Raw genomic sequence first — 14,628 nt, 5'->3', positions numbered from 1 at the left:
CGCACGGACGGGCGCGCGCCCCCGCGCGCAAGAGCAAGAACAATGACCGACGATAACGACAAGACAGCGCGCACGCCCGCGCGGCCTGCCCGGCGCCGCTTCCTGCGCCACGGCGCGGGCCTTGGCGCGGCCGGCGCGCTGGGTGCCGGCGCGCTTGCCGCCGCGCCGGCGGCGGGCGCGGAGACGCTGGCGGTGCCGCCGTGGACGCGCGCGCCCGGCGAGCCGGTGCTGTGGCGCGCCTGCGGCCAGCCCGCCGAATTCGAGAAGAACGTGATCCGCCGCAACCGCGGCGCGGCGCCGATGCCCGGTGCCAACTCGTCGATGACGCCGCTGCAGGACCTGCACGGCATCGTGCCGGACGACGCGGTGCTCGACGCGCGCACGCTGCCGCGCGTGCGCATGCCGAACCGCGGCGGCTTCGTGGTGGACGGCAGGATTGGCGGCTCCTGAGCGCGCCGGAACGCGGGATGCCGGGGATGAGGCGGTGGACAAGCGCCATGCGGACACCATATGCGATAAACGAATAAGACTCACCGTTAACCTTCGTTGACCGCACTAGCTCGTGGTCACTACAGTGCAAGGCTTGAAACCAAGCAGTGCGGGGCCCTCCTTTGCCGGAGCGCGGCGCCGCGCCGGCCGGTCCACATAGATCAGTCCGCACTTTCGTTCCCCGAGCCCGTCATGACGATTGGTACCCAAACGGCAGCCGCAGCGCCTGCCCGCGCACCGCATTCCGGCCAGGCCGGCACTTTCGAGATCCACCCGCTGGACGCCCCGCTGGGCGCCGAGATCGTCGGCCTGGACCTGTCCGAGCCGCTGTCCGCCGAGGACTTCGCCCGCATCCACCGCGCGCATCTCGACTATCACGTGGTGGTGTTCCGCGACCAGCGCATCACGCCCGCGCAGCAGATCGCGTTCAGCCGCCGCTTCGGGCCGCTGCAGATCCACGTGCTCAACCAGTTCCAGCTGGCCGGGCACCCGGAAATCCTGATCGTCTCCAACGTGCTCAAGGACGGCAAGCCGATCGGCCTGGGCGACGCCGGCCATTTCTGGCACTCCGACCTGTCGTACAAGGAAAAGCCCAGCCTCGGCTCGCTGCTGCACGCGCAGGAACTGCCGGCCGAAGGCGGCGACACCCTGTTCGCCAACATGCACACGGCGTGGGACACGCTGCCCGCGCACCTCAAGGCCGCGGTGGAAGGGCGCAAGGCCGAGCACACCTACCTGGCCAAGTACGCCGAGCTGCAGCAGCGCAGCCCGTGGCGTCCGAACCTGACGCCCGAGCAGATCGCGCAGGTGGCGCCGGTGCTGCAGCCGGTGGTGCGCACGCATCCGGAAACGGGCCGCCGCGCGCTGTTCGTCAGCGAGCATTTCACCACGCGCATCGCCGGCCTGCCCGAGGACGAGAGCCGCGACCTGCTGGCGCAGCTGTTCGCCCACAGCGTCAGGCCCGAGCACGTGTACCGCCACCAGTGGCAGCCGCACGACCTGGTGTTCTGGGACAACCGCTCGCTGCTGCACCTGGCCGCCGGCACGCCGGACCACCTGCGCCGCGTGATGTACCGCACCACCATCGAGGGCGACCTGCCCCTCTGAGCCTTCCCGGATGGCGGCGCCGGCCGGCGCCGCCGCCTCCCGTCTTCCTGTCTCGCATCCAACGGAGTGTTCCGCATGTCCCTGTTTCGTTCCCGCCTCTTCTCCGCCCGCTGGCAGCGCGGCGCCGTCGCGCTGACGCTGGCCGCCGGCATGGCGGTCACGGGCGCGGCCCATGCCGAAGGCAAGATCCGCGTCGCCGAGCAGTTCGGCGTGGTCTACCTGCTGCTCAACGTGGCGCGCGACCAGCAACTGATCGAGAAGCACGGCAAGCAGCAGGGCCTGGACATCAAGGTGGAGTGGACCCAGCTTTCGGGCGGCGCGGCCATCAACGACGCGCTGCTGTCGGGCGCCATCGACATCGCCGGCGCCGGCGTGGGCCCGCTGCTGACGGTGTGGGACCGCACGCACGGCAAGCAGAACGTCAAGGGCGTGGCGTCGCTGGGCAACTTCCCGTACTACCTGGTCAGCAACAATCCCAAGGTCAAGACCATCGCGGACTTCACCGACAAGGACCGCATCGCGCTGCCGGCGGTGTCGGTCTCGGTGCAGTCGCGCGTGCTGCAGCTGGCCGCGGCCAAGCAGTGGGGCGACAAGGAATACAACCGCCTGGACAAATGGACGGTGGCAGTGCCGCATCCCGACGCGGCGGCGGCCATCATTTCCGGCGGCACCGAGATCAGCGGCCACTTCGGCAACCCGCCGTTCCAGGAGCAGGAGCTGGCCGGCAACCCCAATGCGCGCATCGTGCTGAATTCGTATGACGTGCTGGGCGGGCCGAGCTCGGCCACGGTGCTGTACGCCACCGAGAAATTCCGCAACGACAACCCCAAGACCTACCGCGCCTTCGTCGACGCGCTGGCCGAGGCGGCCAAGTTCGCCAGCAGCAACCCGGAAGCGGCAGCCGACCTGTACATCCGCGTCAACAAGGCCAAGATCGACCGCGCGCTGCTGGTCAAGATCCTGAAGAACCCGCAGGTGCAGTTCAAGGTCACGCCGCAGAACACCTTCACGCTGGCCGAGTTCATGTACCGTGTGGGCGCCATCCGCAACCAGCCGAAGTCCTGGCAGGATTATTTCTTCCAGGACCCGGCCACCGCACAAGGTAGCTGACATGTCCGTGCAGCCTCTGCGCGTGGTTTCCGCGCGTCCCGCCACCCCTGCCGCGCCGCTGCTGCAGGTGGATGGCGTGTCGCTGGAATACCGCACCCCCGAACGCGTGGTGCGCGCCACCCACCAGGTCAGCTTCGACGTGCACGCGGCTGACCGCTTCGTGCTGCTGGGCCCGTCGGGCTGCGGCAAGTCCACCCTGCTCAAGGCGGTGGCCGGCTTCGTGCCGCCGTGCGAGGGCGAGATCCGGCTCGACGGCGTGCCGGTGCGCGCGCCGGGCCCGGACCGCATCGTGGTGTTCCAGGAGTTCGACCAGTTGCCGCCGTGGAAGACCGTGCGGCAGAACGTGATGTTTCCGCTGGTGCATTCGCGCGGCATGTCGCGCGGCGAGGCCGGCGAATGCGCGCTGCACTTCCTCGACAAGGTGGGGCTGGCGCAGTTCGCCGACGCCTATCCGCATACCTTGTCCGGCGGCATGAAGCAGCGCGTGGCGATCGCGCGCGCGCTGGCCATGCGGCCCAAGGTGCTGCTGATGGACGAGCCGTTCGCCGCGCTCGACGCGCTCACGCGCCGGCGCATGCAGGAGGAATTGCTGGCGCTGTGGCAGGACGCGGCCTTCACGCTGCTGTTCGTGACCCACTCGATCGAGGAAGCGCTGGTGGTGGGCAGCCGCATCCTGCTGCTGTCGCCGCATCCGGGCCGGGTGCGCGCCGAGCTCAACAGCCACCAGTACGACCTCGCCAGCCAGGGTGGCGCCGAGTTCCAGGCCACCGCCCAGCGCATCCATCACCTGCTGTTCGACGAGGCGCCGCACACGGCCGCCGCGCCGGCCCGCGCCGCGCAGGCGCGCTGAGCGCCCGCCAGGACCGACCATGAGCCAAGCCCCCTCATCCCTCGCCGCCACCCCGGCGGTGCGCCCCGAATACGAGCTGCCGCTGGAGCCGTTTACCGCGTTGCCCGTGACGCGCGCCCTGCCGTGGCCGCAGCGCCTGTGGCAGCAGGGCTGGCTGCGCAAGACGCTGATCCTGGTGGTGCTGGCCTGCCTGTGGGAAGTCATTGCCCGCGTGCAGGACAACGACCTGCTGCTGCCGACCTTCCTCGCCACCGCGCGCGCGTTCGCCGAAGGCATCGCCAGCGGCGAGCTGCTGGACAAGGCCGGCGTGTCGCTGTCGGTGCTGCTGCAAGGTTACGTGGGCGGCATCGTGCTGGCCTTCGTGCTGACCACGCTGGCGGTGTCCACCGAGATCGGGCGCGACGTGCTCGATACCCTCACGTCGATGTTCAACCCGCTGCCGGCCATCGCGCTGCTGCCGCTGGCGCTGCTGTGGTTCGGCCTGGGCAGCAAGAGCCTGGTGTTTGTGCTGATCCACTCGGTGCTGTGGCCGCTCGCGCTCAACACCTACGCGGGTTTCCGCGGCGTGCCGGCCACGCTGCGCATGGCCGGGCGCAACTACGGCCTGCGCGGGCTGCGCTACGTGCTGCTGATCCTGGTGCCAGCCGCGCTGCCGGCCATCCTGTCCGGCCTGAAGATCGGCTGGGCCTTCGCGTGGCGCACGCTGATCGCGGCCGAGCTGGTGTTCGGCGCGTCGTCGGGCAAGGGCGGGCTGGGCTGGTACATCTTCCAGAACCGCAACGAGCTGTACACCGACCGCGTGTTCGCCGGCCTGGCGATGGTGATCCTGATCGGCCTGCTGGTCGAGAACCTCGTGTTCCGCACGCTCGAACGCGTGACCGTGCGCCGCTGGGGCATGCAGCACTGACCGCGCGTGGCAGCCGGCGCATGACAGTTTGAAGGCACGGCGGCGGCGGGCCTTGCGCGCGCCGCGCCGAAGGCGTACCGTTGCGGCTTGCCGCCGCCGCGACGGCAAGACTCCCCGGGTTTTGACCGCGCGCCGCCCGGCGCTGCCGCTTCCCGGGCCGCGCGGCATCCCGCGCGCCCTGGAGCGATCCTTCCCGCATCCAGAGACCGCGCCTCATGACCGACATCCACCACGCCGCCGCCCAGGGTTTTTCCACCCAGGCCGACACCTATGCCCGCGGCCGTCCCGACTATCCGCCCGCGCTGGCGCAATGGCTGCAGGACACGCTCGGCCTGCGCGCCGGCAAGACCGTGCTGGACCTCGGCGCCGGCACTGGCAAGTTCAGCAAGCTGCTGCAGGCCACCGGCGCCACCGTGATCGCGGTCGAGCCGGTCGCCGCCATGCGCGCGCAACTCAGCGCCGCGCTGCCCGCCGTGCAGGCGCTCGAAGGCACCGCCGAAGCGATTCCGCTGCCCGACGCCGGCGTCGACGCCGTGGTCTGCGCGCAGGCCTTCCACTGGTTTGCCAACCACGCCGCCATGACCGAGATCGCGCGCGTGCTGCGCCCGGGCGGCAGGCTCGGGCTGGTGTGGAACGTGCGCGACGAATCGGTGGACTGGGTCGCGCAGCTGACCGCCATCATGACGCCCTACGAGGGCGACGCGCCGCGCTTCTACAAGGGCGACTGGAAGGCGGTGTTCCCGGCCGACGGCTTCGGTTCGCTCGAACTGGCCAGCCTGCCCTACGAGCACGTGGGGCCGGCGCAGCAGGTCATCGTCGACCGCGTGATGTCGGTCAGCTTCATCGCCTCGCTGCCGGCGGCCGAGCAGGACAAGGTGCGGGCGCAGTTGCAGGCCGTGATCGACGGCAGCCCGGCGCTTGCCGGGAGGGCCGCGCTGGCGTTTCCGTACCGCACGGAAGCCTACAGCTGCCGGCGCCTCTGACGTTTCCGGCGTTCCCGGCGTTCCTTCAAGGCGATCCCGCCGGCGAATCCGCCCGCGCCTGCGCCCCATAATCCGCCGGCGCATCGGCCGGCCGCGGCGTGTCGCCGGCGCGCTCGATCCAGCCGCCGCCGAGGAACTGGTACAGGTCGACGAGGTTGGTCAGCCGCTGCAGCCGCGCGGTGATCAGCAACTGCTGCGCGTTGTAGAGATCGGTCTGCGCGGTCAGCACGCTCAGGTAGCTGTCCACGCCGTTGCGGTAGCGCAGGTCGGACAGCGTCAGGCGGCGTTCCTGCGAGCCGGTGAAGCGCTCCAGCGACTGGATCTGCTTGTCGTAGGTGCCGCGCGCGGCCAGGCCGTCGGAGACTTCGCGGAAGGCGGTCTGGATGGCCTTTTCGTAGTTGGCGATCTCGATGCGCTTCTGCACGTGCGCGAGGTCGAGGTTGGCGACGTTGGCGCCGCCTTCGAAGATCGGCAGCGTGATCTGTGGGCTGAACGACCACGCGCCGGAGCCGGGCTTGAACAGCCCGCCGAGCGTGGGCGAGAGCGTGCCGGCGCTGCCGGTCAGTACCACGCGCGGGAAGAAGGCCGCGCGCGCCGCGCCGATGTTGGCGTTGGCGGCCAGCAGCGACTGCTCGGCCGCGGCGATGTCCGGGCGGCGCGCGAGCAGGTCCGACGGCAGCCCCGCCGGGATGTCCGTCAGCAGCGCCTGGCCGTTGAGCGGCAGCCCGCCGGGCAGGTCCTCGGGCAGCGGCTCGCCCACCAGCAGCACCAGCGCGTTTTCCGCCTGCGCGCGCAGGCGGCTTTGCGATTCGAGGTTGGCGTTGGCCTGCTCGACCACGCCTTCGGCCTGGCGCAGGTCGAGTTCGGAGCCGGTGCCGGTCTCGAACTGCAGCTTGGTGATGCGGAACGATTCCTGCGCGGTCACGAGCGTGTTGCGCGTCACGGCGAGCGCGTCGTCGTAGGCCAGCATGGTGAGGTACTGGTCGGCCACCGACGACACCAGCGCGATCTCCGCGGCCTTGCGGGTCTGCGCCAGCGCGAGGTATTGCGCCAGCGCCTGGTCCTTGAGGCTGCGGATGCGGCCGAAGAAGTCGATCTCCCAGGACGCGCTCGCGCCGACCGAGTATTCGCTGGCGATGGGCCGGCCGGTGGAGGACAGGTTCAGCGGCGTGCGCGTGCGGCTGCCGGAGGCCACCGCGTCGAGCGTCGGGAACAGGCCGGCGCGCGTGATCTGGTACTGGGCGCGCGCGGCTTCCATGTTGAGCACCGAGACGCGCAGGTCGCGGTTGTTCCTGAGCGCGATCTCGATGATGCGCTGCAGGCGCGCGTCGGCGAAGAAATCGCGCCAGCCGATGTCGGTGGCCGCCGCGCCGCCGGCGCTGGCGGCGCCCGGCGCGGCGCCGGGCTGCTGGTCGTAGACGCCGCCGGCGGGGAAGGCCGGCGCCACCGGCGCCGCCGGGCGTTCGTAGTTCGGCGCGAGCGTGCAGCCGGCGGCCAGGATCGCGGCGGCGGTCATCAGGGCATGTCTGCGCATGTCAGTGTCCCTCCCTGAGCGTGCCGTCGCCGCCGGCGGGGTCGTCCGGCGGCGGGGCCGCGGGATGCGGGTCGTGGTGGGGCTTGGCCTTGCTGAACTTGCCGATCACCACGAAGAACATCGGGATCATGAAGATGGCCAGGAAGGTGGCGGTCAGCATGCCGCCGATCACGCCGGTGCCGATGGCGTGCTGGCTGCCGGAGCCGGCGCCGTTGCTCAGCGCGAGCGGCATCACGCCGAGGATGAAGGCCAGCGAGGTCATCAGGATCGGGCGCAGCCGCAGGCGCGCGGCTTCCACCGCGGCGTCCAGCGTGCTCATGCCCTGGTCGCGCAGCTCGCGCGCGAATTCCACGATCAGGATGGCGTTCTTGGCCGACAGGCCCACCGTGGTCAGCAGCCCGACCTGGAAGAACACGTCGTTCTCCAGCCCGCGCAGGGTGGTGGCCAGCAGCGCGCCGAGCACGCCCAGCGGCACCACCATGATGACCGAGAACGGGATCGACCAGCTCTCGTACAGCGCGGCCAGGCACAGGAACACGAACAGGATCGAGATGCCGTACAGGATCGGCGCCTGCGAGCCGGACTGGATTTCCTGGTACGACAGGCCGGTCCATTCGTAGCCGATGCCGGCCGGCAGCTTGGCGGCGATGGCTTCGATGGCCTGCATGGCTTGCCCGGTCGACTTGCCGTGCGCGGCCGCGCCCTGGATCTCGACCGCCGAGATGCCGTTGTAGCGCTCCAGCTTGGGCGAGCCGTAGATCCACTTGCCGGTGGCGAAGGCGCTGAACGGGACCATCGTGCCGGCGGCATTGCGCACGTACCACGCGTTGAGGTCCTCGGGGTTCATGCGAAAGCGCGCCTCGCCCTGCACGTAGACCTTCTTGATGCGGTTGTCGATGTCGAGGAAGTTGTTGATGTACTGCGAGGCCCACGCCGTGGAGAAGGTCTGGTCGATGCTGGTCGCGGTCACGCCGAGCGCGTTGGCCTTCTCGCGGTCGATGCTGACCTTGAACTGCGGCGTGTCGTTCAGGCCGTTGGGCCGCACCTGCGACAGCGTCGGGTCCTTGGCGGCCATGCCCAGCAGCATGTTGCGCGCCTCCATCAGCTTCTCGTGGCCGAGGCCGGCGCGGTCCTGCAGCTCGAAGTCGAAGCCGGCGGCGGTGCCGAGTTCCGGGATCGAGGGCGGGTTGAGCGGGAAGATCTGCGCGTCCTTGTACGAGGCGAAATGCCCGAAGATGCGGCCCACCAGCGCCGGCGCCTTCAGGTTGTCGGTCTCGCGCAGCTTGAAGTCCTTCATGCGCACGAACACCAGGCCGGAGTTCTGGCCGCGCCCGGCGAAGCTGAAGCCGTTGACGGTCAGCACCGCCTCGACCACGTCCTTCTCCTGGTTGAGCAGGTAGTCCTGCACGTCGGCCAGCACCTTGGCGGTGCGCTCCTGCGTGGAGCCCACCGGCGCCTGCACCAGCACGAACATGGTGCCCTGGTCTTCCTCGGGCAGGAAGGACTTGGGCAGCCGCAGGAACAGGAAGCCCACCGCCACGATCACCATCAGGTAGATGATCAGCCAGCGCCCCGAGCGGCGGATCACGTGCAGCACGCCGCCGTGGTACTTCTGCTGGCTCTTGGCGAAGTTGCGGTTGAACCAGCCGAAGAAGCCGGTCTTCTCGTCGTGGTGCCCCTGAGGAATGGGCTTGAGCATGGTGGCGCACAGCGCCGGCGTCAGGATCAGCGCCACCATCACCGACAGCAGCATGGCCGCCACGATGGTCAGCGAGAACTGCCGGTAGATGGCGCCCACCGAGCCGCCCGAGAACGCCACCGGCACGAACACCGCCGACAGCACCAGCGCCACGCCCACCAGCGCGCCGGTGATCTGCTCCATCGCCTTGCGGGTGGCGTCGCGCGGCGACAAGCCCTCCTCGGCCATGACCCGCTCGACGTTCTCCACCACCACGATGGCATCGTCCACCAGCAGGCCGATGGCGAGCACCAGCCCGAACATGGACAGCGTGTTGATCGAGAAGCCCACCACCGCCATTACCGCGAACGTGCCCAGCAGCACCACCGGCACGGCGATGGTCGGGATCAGCGTGGCGCGCAGGTTCTGCAGGAACAGGTACATCACCAGGAACACCAGCACGATGCCCTCGATCAGCGTCTTGACCACTTCCTCGATGGACAGCGTGACGAACGGCGTGGTGTCGTAGGGATATTCCACCACCAGGCCCTGCGGCGAGTAGCGCTGCAGGTCGGCGATCTTGGCGCGCACCGCCTTGGCGGTGTTCAGCGCGTTGGCGCCGGTGGCGAGCTGGATGCCGAAGGCCGCGGTCGGCTGGCCGTTGTACTTGGTGTCGTAGTTGTAGGTCTCGCCGCCGAGCTCGATGCGGGCCACGTCCTTGAGGCGCACCTGCGAGCCGTCGGTGTTCACCTTGAGCAGGATGTTGCCGAACTGCTCCGGCGTCTGCAGCAGCGTGGCCTCGGTGATGGTGGCCTGCAGCATCTGGCCGGGCACCGACGGCGTGCCGCCCAGGCTGCCGCCGGCGACCTGCACGTTCTGCGCGAGCACCGCGTTGTTGACGTCGATCGGCGTCAGGTTGTAGTTGTTGAGCTTGGTGGCGTCGAGCCAGATCCGCATGGCGAACTGCGAGCCGAACAGCGTCACCGTGCCCACGCCGTCGATGCGGCTGATCGGGTCGAGGATCTTGGAGGCGACGTAGTTGGTCAGGTCGTAGCGGTTCATGCTGCCGTCGCGCGAGACGAAGGCCAGGATCAGCAGGAAGCTGCTGCTGGACTTGGTCACCTTGGCGCCGAGCTGCTGCACCACCTGCGGCAGCAGCGGCGTGGCGAGCTGCAGCTTGTTCTGGACCTGCACCTGGGCGATGTCGGGGTTGGTGCCGGCGGCGAAGGTCAGCGTGATGGTGGCGGTGCCGGAGTCGTCGCTGGTCGACGACAGGTAGAGCAGGTGGTCGAGGCCGCTCATCTGCTGCTCGATCACCTGGGTGACGGTGTCTTCCACCGTCTTGGCCGAAGCGCCCGGGTAGGTGGCGCTGATCTGGATGGCCGGCGGGGCGATCGTCGGGTACTGCGCGATCGGCAGCGTCACCGTCGCCGCCACGCCCGCCAGCATCAGGATGATGGCGATGACCCAGGCGAAGATCGGCCGGTCGATGAAGAACTTTGCCATGAGGCAGGCTCCCTGTTATTGCGCGGCGGACGCGGGCGCCGCAGCGGGCGCCGGAGCGGAGGCGGGGGCGGACGGAGCCGGGGACGGGGCCGGCGGCGCGGAGGCCGGCTGCGCCTGCGCGCCCGAGGCGGGCTGCGCCGGCACCTGGGTCTCGACCGGCTTGACGGTCATGCCGGGCTTGGCCTTCTCCACGCCGTTGACGATCACGCGCTCGCCGGGCTGCAGCCCGCTTTCCACCACCCAGCCGTTGCCGTAGGTGGCGCTGGTGACGAGCTGGCGCTGCGACACCTTGTTGTCGGGGCCGACCACCAGCGCCACCGGCTGGCCTTTCTGGTCGTGCGTGATGCCGATCTGCGGCACCACCATCGCCTTGTCGTTGACGCCTTCGTCGATGCGCGCGCGCACGAACATGCCGGGCAGCAGCACGCGGTCCTTGTTGGGGAAGATCGCGCGCACCGTGACCGAGCCCGTGGTCTGGTCCACGCTCACGTCGGAGAACTGCAGCCGGCCCTGCTCGGCGTAGGTGCGGCCGTCCTCGAGCAGCAGCGTGACCTTGGCGGCGTGGATGCCGCTGGTCTGCAGCTTGCCTTCCTGGACCTGGCGGCGCAGCCGCAGGCCTTCCACGCTCGATTGCGTCAGGTTGACGTAGACCGGGTCGAGCTGCTGCACGGTGGTCAGCAGCGTGGCCTGGCTGGCCTGCACGTAGGCGCCCGGCGTGACCTGCGACAGGCCGCTGCGCCCGGTGATGGGCGAGATCACGTCGGTATAGCCGAGGTTGATCTGCGCGGTCTCCACGCTGGCCTTGCCGGCGGCCACGTCGGCCTGGGCCTGGCCCAGCGCGGCCACGGCGTTGTCGTAGTCCTGCTTGCTGACGGCGTTGGCGGCCACCAGCACCTTGTAGCGGCTGACCAGCGCGTTCTGCGTGGTGACGTTGGCCTGGGCCTTGGCCAGCGCGGCGCGGGCGTTGTTCAGCGCGGCGATGTAGGGCGCCGGGTCGATCTTGTAGAGCCGCTCGCCGGCCTTGACGTCATCGCCCTCGGTGAACTCGCGGCGCAGCACGATGCCGTCCACCCGCGCGCGCACCTGCGCCACCAGGAAGGCGCTGGTGCGCCCGGGCAGCTCCACCGTCACCGGCACGGTGCTGGTCCTGACCGTGACCACGCCCACTTCGAGCGGGGGCGGCGGCGGCGCGGCCGGCTTCTCTCCGCATGCGGCAAGGAGGGCGGCGATCGCCGCGGCGCCGAGATGGCGAAGTGGAATCCGCTCGATGCGCATGGAAGAACCTCGGAGTCGATAGGGGTGGCTGGGGCCGGCGGGCAACACAGGAACGCGCGTGCGCTGGAGTCTGGGCATGGACAGGCTTGGGGCCGCGGGGCGGCAGGAAGGTTGAAGCAGCGTGGCCGCGCCCGGCAGGCACACGGACAGGAGAGCGGGCGGGCAGGCATGAGGCCGGCATGGCCTGGCACTGGCTGCAAGGCGATGGTCGGATGGCGTCGTCGGAAATGGGCGCTGGGCTATCGGTCCTGGTCCAGTGCCGGGCGCGGCGCGCGGCGCGCGCCGTCGGGAAAGGGGTGTCGGCTGCCGCCGCTGGCCCTGGCAGGGCAGGCGCGACCGGCAAGGCGGAAGGGGTGGAGGAACGTGTTTTGCGCAAGCTGAAGGCGGGCCCGGGTCAGTGCGTTCAATCCAACCATTGCTGGATTACTCCATCGTGACGTGAAGCGTGACGAAAGTCGTGACATGCGCGCGGCGTGAGTCGTGCCGCGCGTCGTGCCGTGCGTCGTGACATGAAGCGCGCCACGTCGCGGTGCCCTGCCGGGCATGGCCGCAGCCGGGCGAAATGGTGCATCACATCACTCTAGATCACTTCCGGGACAATTCAAGGACAGCCCGGCCGGCGGGCGGCGCGGGACGGCTTCCGGCGCGGGCGCGGCAAAGGCCGGCGCGGCGGTGCGGCATGGCCGGCCGGGCCGCGTTGACAATGCCGGTGGCGTTCTGTACCGTGGAACCGCCATGCCAAGAAATGCCTGAAACTGCCGCATGCCGGCTTACCGGTCCGTTGATCCATTGGTCCGGCCTCCACGGCGTTTCCCCGCTTCCTTCCATTCCTTCCATTGAGCAAGCCGATCGATGCCCCGTAAAGCCGCGCAACTTTCCGAAGCCGACAAGCACGTCGCCGAGGGCGGCGCCATCGCCGTGGACCGCGCCCTGTTCGTGCTCTCCACCTTCCGGCAGGGCGACACCACGCTGGGGCTGGTCGAGCTGGCGCAGCGCTCGGGGCTGTACAAGAGCACGCTGCTGCGGCTGCTGGCCTCGCTCGAGCATGCCCGCCTGGTCCTGCGCCAGCCCGACGGCCGCTACGGGCTGGGCCCCGAGGTGGCGCGCCTGCACGCGGTGTACGCCGCTTCGTTCTCGCTGGAGCTGGTGGTGATGCCGGTGCTGCGCCAGCTGGTGCAGGCCACGCGCGAGAGCGCCGCGTTCCACATCGACCAGGGCGAGCACCGCCTGTGCCTGTACCGCGTCGATTCGCCGCAGCCGGTGCGCGACCACGCCAAGGCCGGCGACCTGCTGCCGCGCAACCGCGGCGCCGGCGGCCGCGTGCTGCGCGCGTTCAGCGGCGCGCGCGGCGAGATTTACCAGAAGATCCGCGACGAAGGCGTGGCCGAGATGGTCGGCGACCGCGTGCCGGACATCGCGGGCGTGTCGTCGCCGGTGTTCGGGCCGGACGGCGAGCTCAAGGGCGCGCTGACGCTGACCTGCCCGACGCCGCGGTTCGACCCGGCGTTTCGCCATGATGTGGTGAATGCGGCACGCGAACTGACGGTGGCGCTGGGCGGCCGCTTTCCCTATCCGGCCTGAATTACCGCCCGAATTGCCACCTGACGCGCCACCCGACGCGCCACCCGGACCACCGCCAGCCTCGCCGCCGGCGCCGCGCCGCGCCAGGCCCGCAAGCGCCGGTTCCTGCCTCCCGCCCGCTGCCGCCGGGGCCCGGTAGCGGGGCGCCGGGCTTGCGGCCGGTCAATGTTCCTGCCGAAAGTGGTCTCCGCCCGGCTTGTCGGGGGTGTCAGGCGCAGGCCGGGGACGTTATCATTCGCGTTTGCGAAAATTCTGTCCGCGCGGCGGCAACTACACCATCGCGCCGGCATCGCCGCCGACCTTCCTTCTTTCCCTCTCCTCAACGCCAACAGCAACGCGGCATCTTCAAAGGACTCCCGTGCAGTTAGACCAGCAAGCGGTAGTTGTCGTCATGTTGGTGGTGTATGCCAGCACGCTGGCCATCTCGCTGGGGCTGCTGGCCGCGCTGCGGCTCAGCCCGGCCGGGCGGCTGTGGGCGGTGGGGCACCTGCTGCTGTCGGCGGCCGGGCTGGCGCTGGCCTTCAATGTCTCGTCCCGGCACGTATACGTGAGCGCCGTGGCGGCCGCGGTCTATATCGGCGGGCGCCTGCTGGTCTATCGCGGCGTGCGGGTCTATTACGGGCTGGCGCCCTGGGACCGCTCGCTGGCGCTGGGCGTGTCGCTGGCCGGGCTGGCGCTGCTCGGCGCCGCCGGCATGGCCGACAGCTACGCGCGCCTGCACGTGGTCGGCTACGGTTGCCTGGTGATGGTGGCGTCGCTGACGCTGCTCACCTTGCTCCACGCGCACGGCGCGCGGCGCAGCATCGGCGCGCCGCTGGTGGTGCTGGCCACGCTGGTGCATCTGGCGAACCAGCTCGCCGGCGTGGCCGCCGGCCTGGCGGGAACGGTGTTCTCGGGCCCGTTCTACGCCAGCAACGCCAGCGCCGTGCTGACGCTGGCGCCGCTGGCGGCGACCCTGCTGGGTTTGTTCGGCTTCACGCTGATGGCCACCGAGCAGGTCATCGCCGCCAACGAAAGCGGCGCCCGCTTCGACGCGCTGACGCGCCTGCTCAACCGCGGCGCGCTCGACAAGGCCGCCACCAGCCTGGTCGCGGCCTGGGAGCGGCACGGCCAGCCCTTGTCCTGCCTGGTGATCGACGTGGACCACTTCAAGCAGGTCAACGACCGCAACGGCCACCATGCCGGCGACACCGTGCTCAAGCTGATCGCCGAGGCCATCGACAACTCGCGGCGCGCCTCCGACGTGGCCGGCCGCTATGGCGGCGAGGAATTCTGCATTCTCTGCCCGCATACCGACGAAGGCCAGGCCACCGCGCTGGCCAACCGCATCCTCAAGAAAGTCCGCGCGATCCCGCTGCCCGGCGCGCCGGCCGCGTTCGCCAGCGTCAGCATCGGCGTGGCGGAACTGCGCGGCGGCGTGGCCGGCCCGGAGGGGCTGTGGCGCTCGCTGTTCGCGGCGGCCGACCGCGCGCTTTACGCGGCCAAGGAGTTCGGCCGCGACCGCTACGCGCTGGCGTCGTGGATGGCGCCGGCCACGCGGCCGGTGCCGGGCGACGTGGGCGATTCCGCCCACGTGCCGAGCCGCTAGCTTTACGCCAGCGCCGCGCC

General features: G+C 70.2%; 10 protein-coding genes and 1 pseudogene. 8 read left to right on the top strand and 3 right to left on the bottom strand.

Going from position 1 to position 14,628, the window contains the following annotated elements; all coding sequences use genetic code 11:
* Nucleotides 1–339 precede the first annotated feature (339 nt).
* The 6 genes and pseudogenes from AC3WXD_RS05390 to AC3WXD_RS05365 all read left to right on the top strand — a co-directional run.
* Nucleotides 340–450, top strand: a pseudogene (locus AC3WXD_RS05390) (c-type cytochrome); the annotation flags it as partial.
* Nucleotides 451–681: 231 nt separating this feature from the next.
* Nucleotides 682–1,596 (top strand): TauD/TfdA dioxygenase family protein, encoded by a 915-nt coding sequence (locus tag AC3WXD_RS05385; protein WP_454733484.1) that lies wholly within the window; start codon nucleotides 682–684, stop codon nucleotides 1,594–1,596.
* Nucleotides 1,597–1,671: 75 nt separating this feature from the next.
* Entirely contained in the window at nucleotides 1,672–2,706 is a 1,035-nt protein-coding gene (locus AC3WXD_RS05380) for an ABC transporter substrate-binding protein (protein WP_020203444.1), read from the top strand.
* Nucleotide 2,707: 1 nt separating this feature from the next.
* On the top strand, nucleotides 2,708–3,556 hold the full coding sequence (locus AC3WXD_RS05375) for an ABC transporter ATP-binding protein (RefSeq protein WP_020203443.1): 849 nt from the start codon (nucleotides 2,708–2,710) through the stop codon (nucleotides 3,554–3,556).
* Nucleotides 3,557–3,575: 19 nt separating this feature from the next.
* On the top strand, nucleotides 3,576–4,463 hold the full coding sequence (locus AC3WXD_RS05370) for an ABC transporter permease (RefSeq protein WP_029043704.1): 888 nt from the start codon (nucleotides 3,576–3,578) through the stop codon (nucleotides 4,461–4,463).
* A gap of 215 nt (nucleotides 4,464–4,678) precedes the next feature.
* On the top strand, nucleotides 4,679–5,446 hold the full coding sequence (locus AC3WXD_RS05365; protein ID WP_492323219.1) for a class I SAM-dependent methyltransferase: 768 nt from the start codon (nucleotides 4,679–4,681) through the stop codon (nucleotides 5,444–5,446).
* Between the two features lie 25 nt (nucleotides 5,447–5,471).
* Here the strand turns inward: AC3WXD_RS05365 and AC3WXD_RS05360 are convergent, their stop codons facing one another.
* From AC3WXD_RS05360 to AC3WXD_RS05350, 3 genes are read right to left on the bottom strand one after another with little or no spacing between them, the layout of a single operon-like run.
* The gene (locus AC3WXD_RS05360) at nucleotides 5,472–6,980 is read right to left on the bottom strand and encodes an efflux transporter outer membrane subunit (protein ID WP_492323218.1); all 1,509 of its coding nucleotides are present in this window, start codon (nucleotides 6,978–6,980) and stop codon (nucleotides 5,472–5,474) included.
* Nucleotide 6,981: 1 nt separating this feature from the next.
* Nucleotides 6,982–10,164 (bottom strand): efflux RND transporter permease subunit, encoded by a 3,183-nt coding sequence (locus AC3WXD_RS05355; protein WP_454733481.1) that lies wholly within the window; start codon nucleotides 10,162–10,164, stop codon nucleotides 6,982–6,984.
* A gap of 15 nt (nucleotides 10,165–10,179) precedes the next feature.
* A complete protein-coding gene (locus AC3WXD_RS05350) occupies nucleotides 10,180–11,439 on the bottom strand; it encodes an efflux RND transporter periplasmic adaptor subunit (protein WP_020202975.1) in 1,260 nt (419 codons plus the stop codon).
* Nucleotides 11,440–12,291: 852 nt separating this feature from the next.
* On the opposite strand from AC3WXD_RS05350, the gene AC3WXD_RS05345 reads away from it, so the two are divergent.
* Both AC3WXD_RS05345 and AC3WXD_RS05340 read left to right on the top strand, forming a co-directional pair.
* On the top strand, nucleotides 12,292–13,020 hold the full coding sequence (locus tag AC3WXD_RS05345) for an IclR family transcriptional regulator (RefSeq protein WP_059411469.1): 729 nt from the start codon (nucleotides 12,292–12,294) through the stop codon (nucleotides 13,018–13,020).
* 391 nt (nucleotides 13,021–13,411) lie between these two features.
* Complete coding sequence (locus AC3WXD_RS05340; protein WP_492323217.1) at nucleotides 13,412–14,608, top strand: GGDEF domain-containing protein; 1,197 nt, start codon at nucleotides 13,412–13,414, stop codon at nucleotides 14,606–14,608.
* Nucleotides 14,609–14,628: the final 20 nt, after the last annotated feature.

Source organism: Cupriavidus sp. FW216-B1 (genome assembly GCF_058789195.1).
The sequence above is the reverse complement of the archived record's forward strand: the minus strand, read 5'-3'. Positions and strand labels throughout refer to the sequence as shown.

What these genes read in the sequence shown, in the direction of transcription:
- AC3WXD_RS05350 (WP_020202975.1), bottom strand. Translation starts at nt 11,439, where the DNA reads ATGCGCATCGAGCGGATTCCACTTCGCCATCTCGGCGCCGCGGCGATC.
- AC3WXD_RS05355 (WP_454733481.1), bottom strand. Translation starts at nt 10,164, where the DNA reads ATGGCAAAGTTCTTCATCGACCGGCCGATCTTCGCCTGGGTCATCGCC.
- AC3WXD_RS05365 (WP_492323219.1), top strand. Translation starts at nt 4,679, where the DNA reads ATGACCGACATCCACCACGCCGCCGCCCAGGGTTTTTCCACCCAGGCC.
- AC3WXD_RS05385 (WP_454733484.1), top strand. Translation starts at nt 682, where the DNA reads ATGACGATTGGTACCCAAACGGCAGCCGCAGCGCCTGCCCGCGCACCG.
- AC3WXD_RS05380 (WP_020203444.1), top strand. Translation starts at nt 1,672, where the DNA reads ATGTCCCTGTTTCGTTCCCGCCTCTTCTCCGCCCGCTGGCAGCGCGGC.
- AC3WXD_RS05345 (WP_059411469.1), top strand. Translation starts at nt 12,292, where the DNA reads ATGCCCCGTAAAGCCGCGCAACTTTCCGAAGCCGACAAGCACGTCGCC.
- AC3WXD_RS05375 (WP_020203443.1), top strand. Translation starts at nt 2,708, where the DNA reads ATGTCCGTGCAGCCTCTGCGCGTGGTTTCCGCGCGTCCCGCCACCCCT.
- AC3WXD_RS05360 (WP_492323218.1), bottom strand. Translation starts at nt 6,980, where the DNA reads ATGCGCAGACATGCCCTGATGACCGCCGCCGCGATCCTGGCCGCCGGC.
- AC3WXD_RS05370 (WP_029043704.1), top strand. Translation starts at nt 3,576, where the DNA reads ATGAGCCAAGCCCCCTCATCCCTCGCCGCCACCCCGGCGGTGCGCCCC.
- AC3WXD_RS05340 (WP_492323217.1), top strand. Translation starts at nt 13,412, where the DNA reads ATGTTGGTGGTGTATGCCAGCACGCTGGCCATCTCGCTGGGGCTGCTG.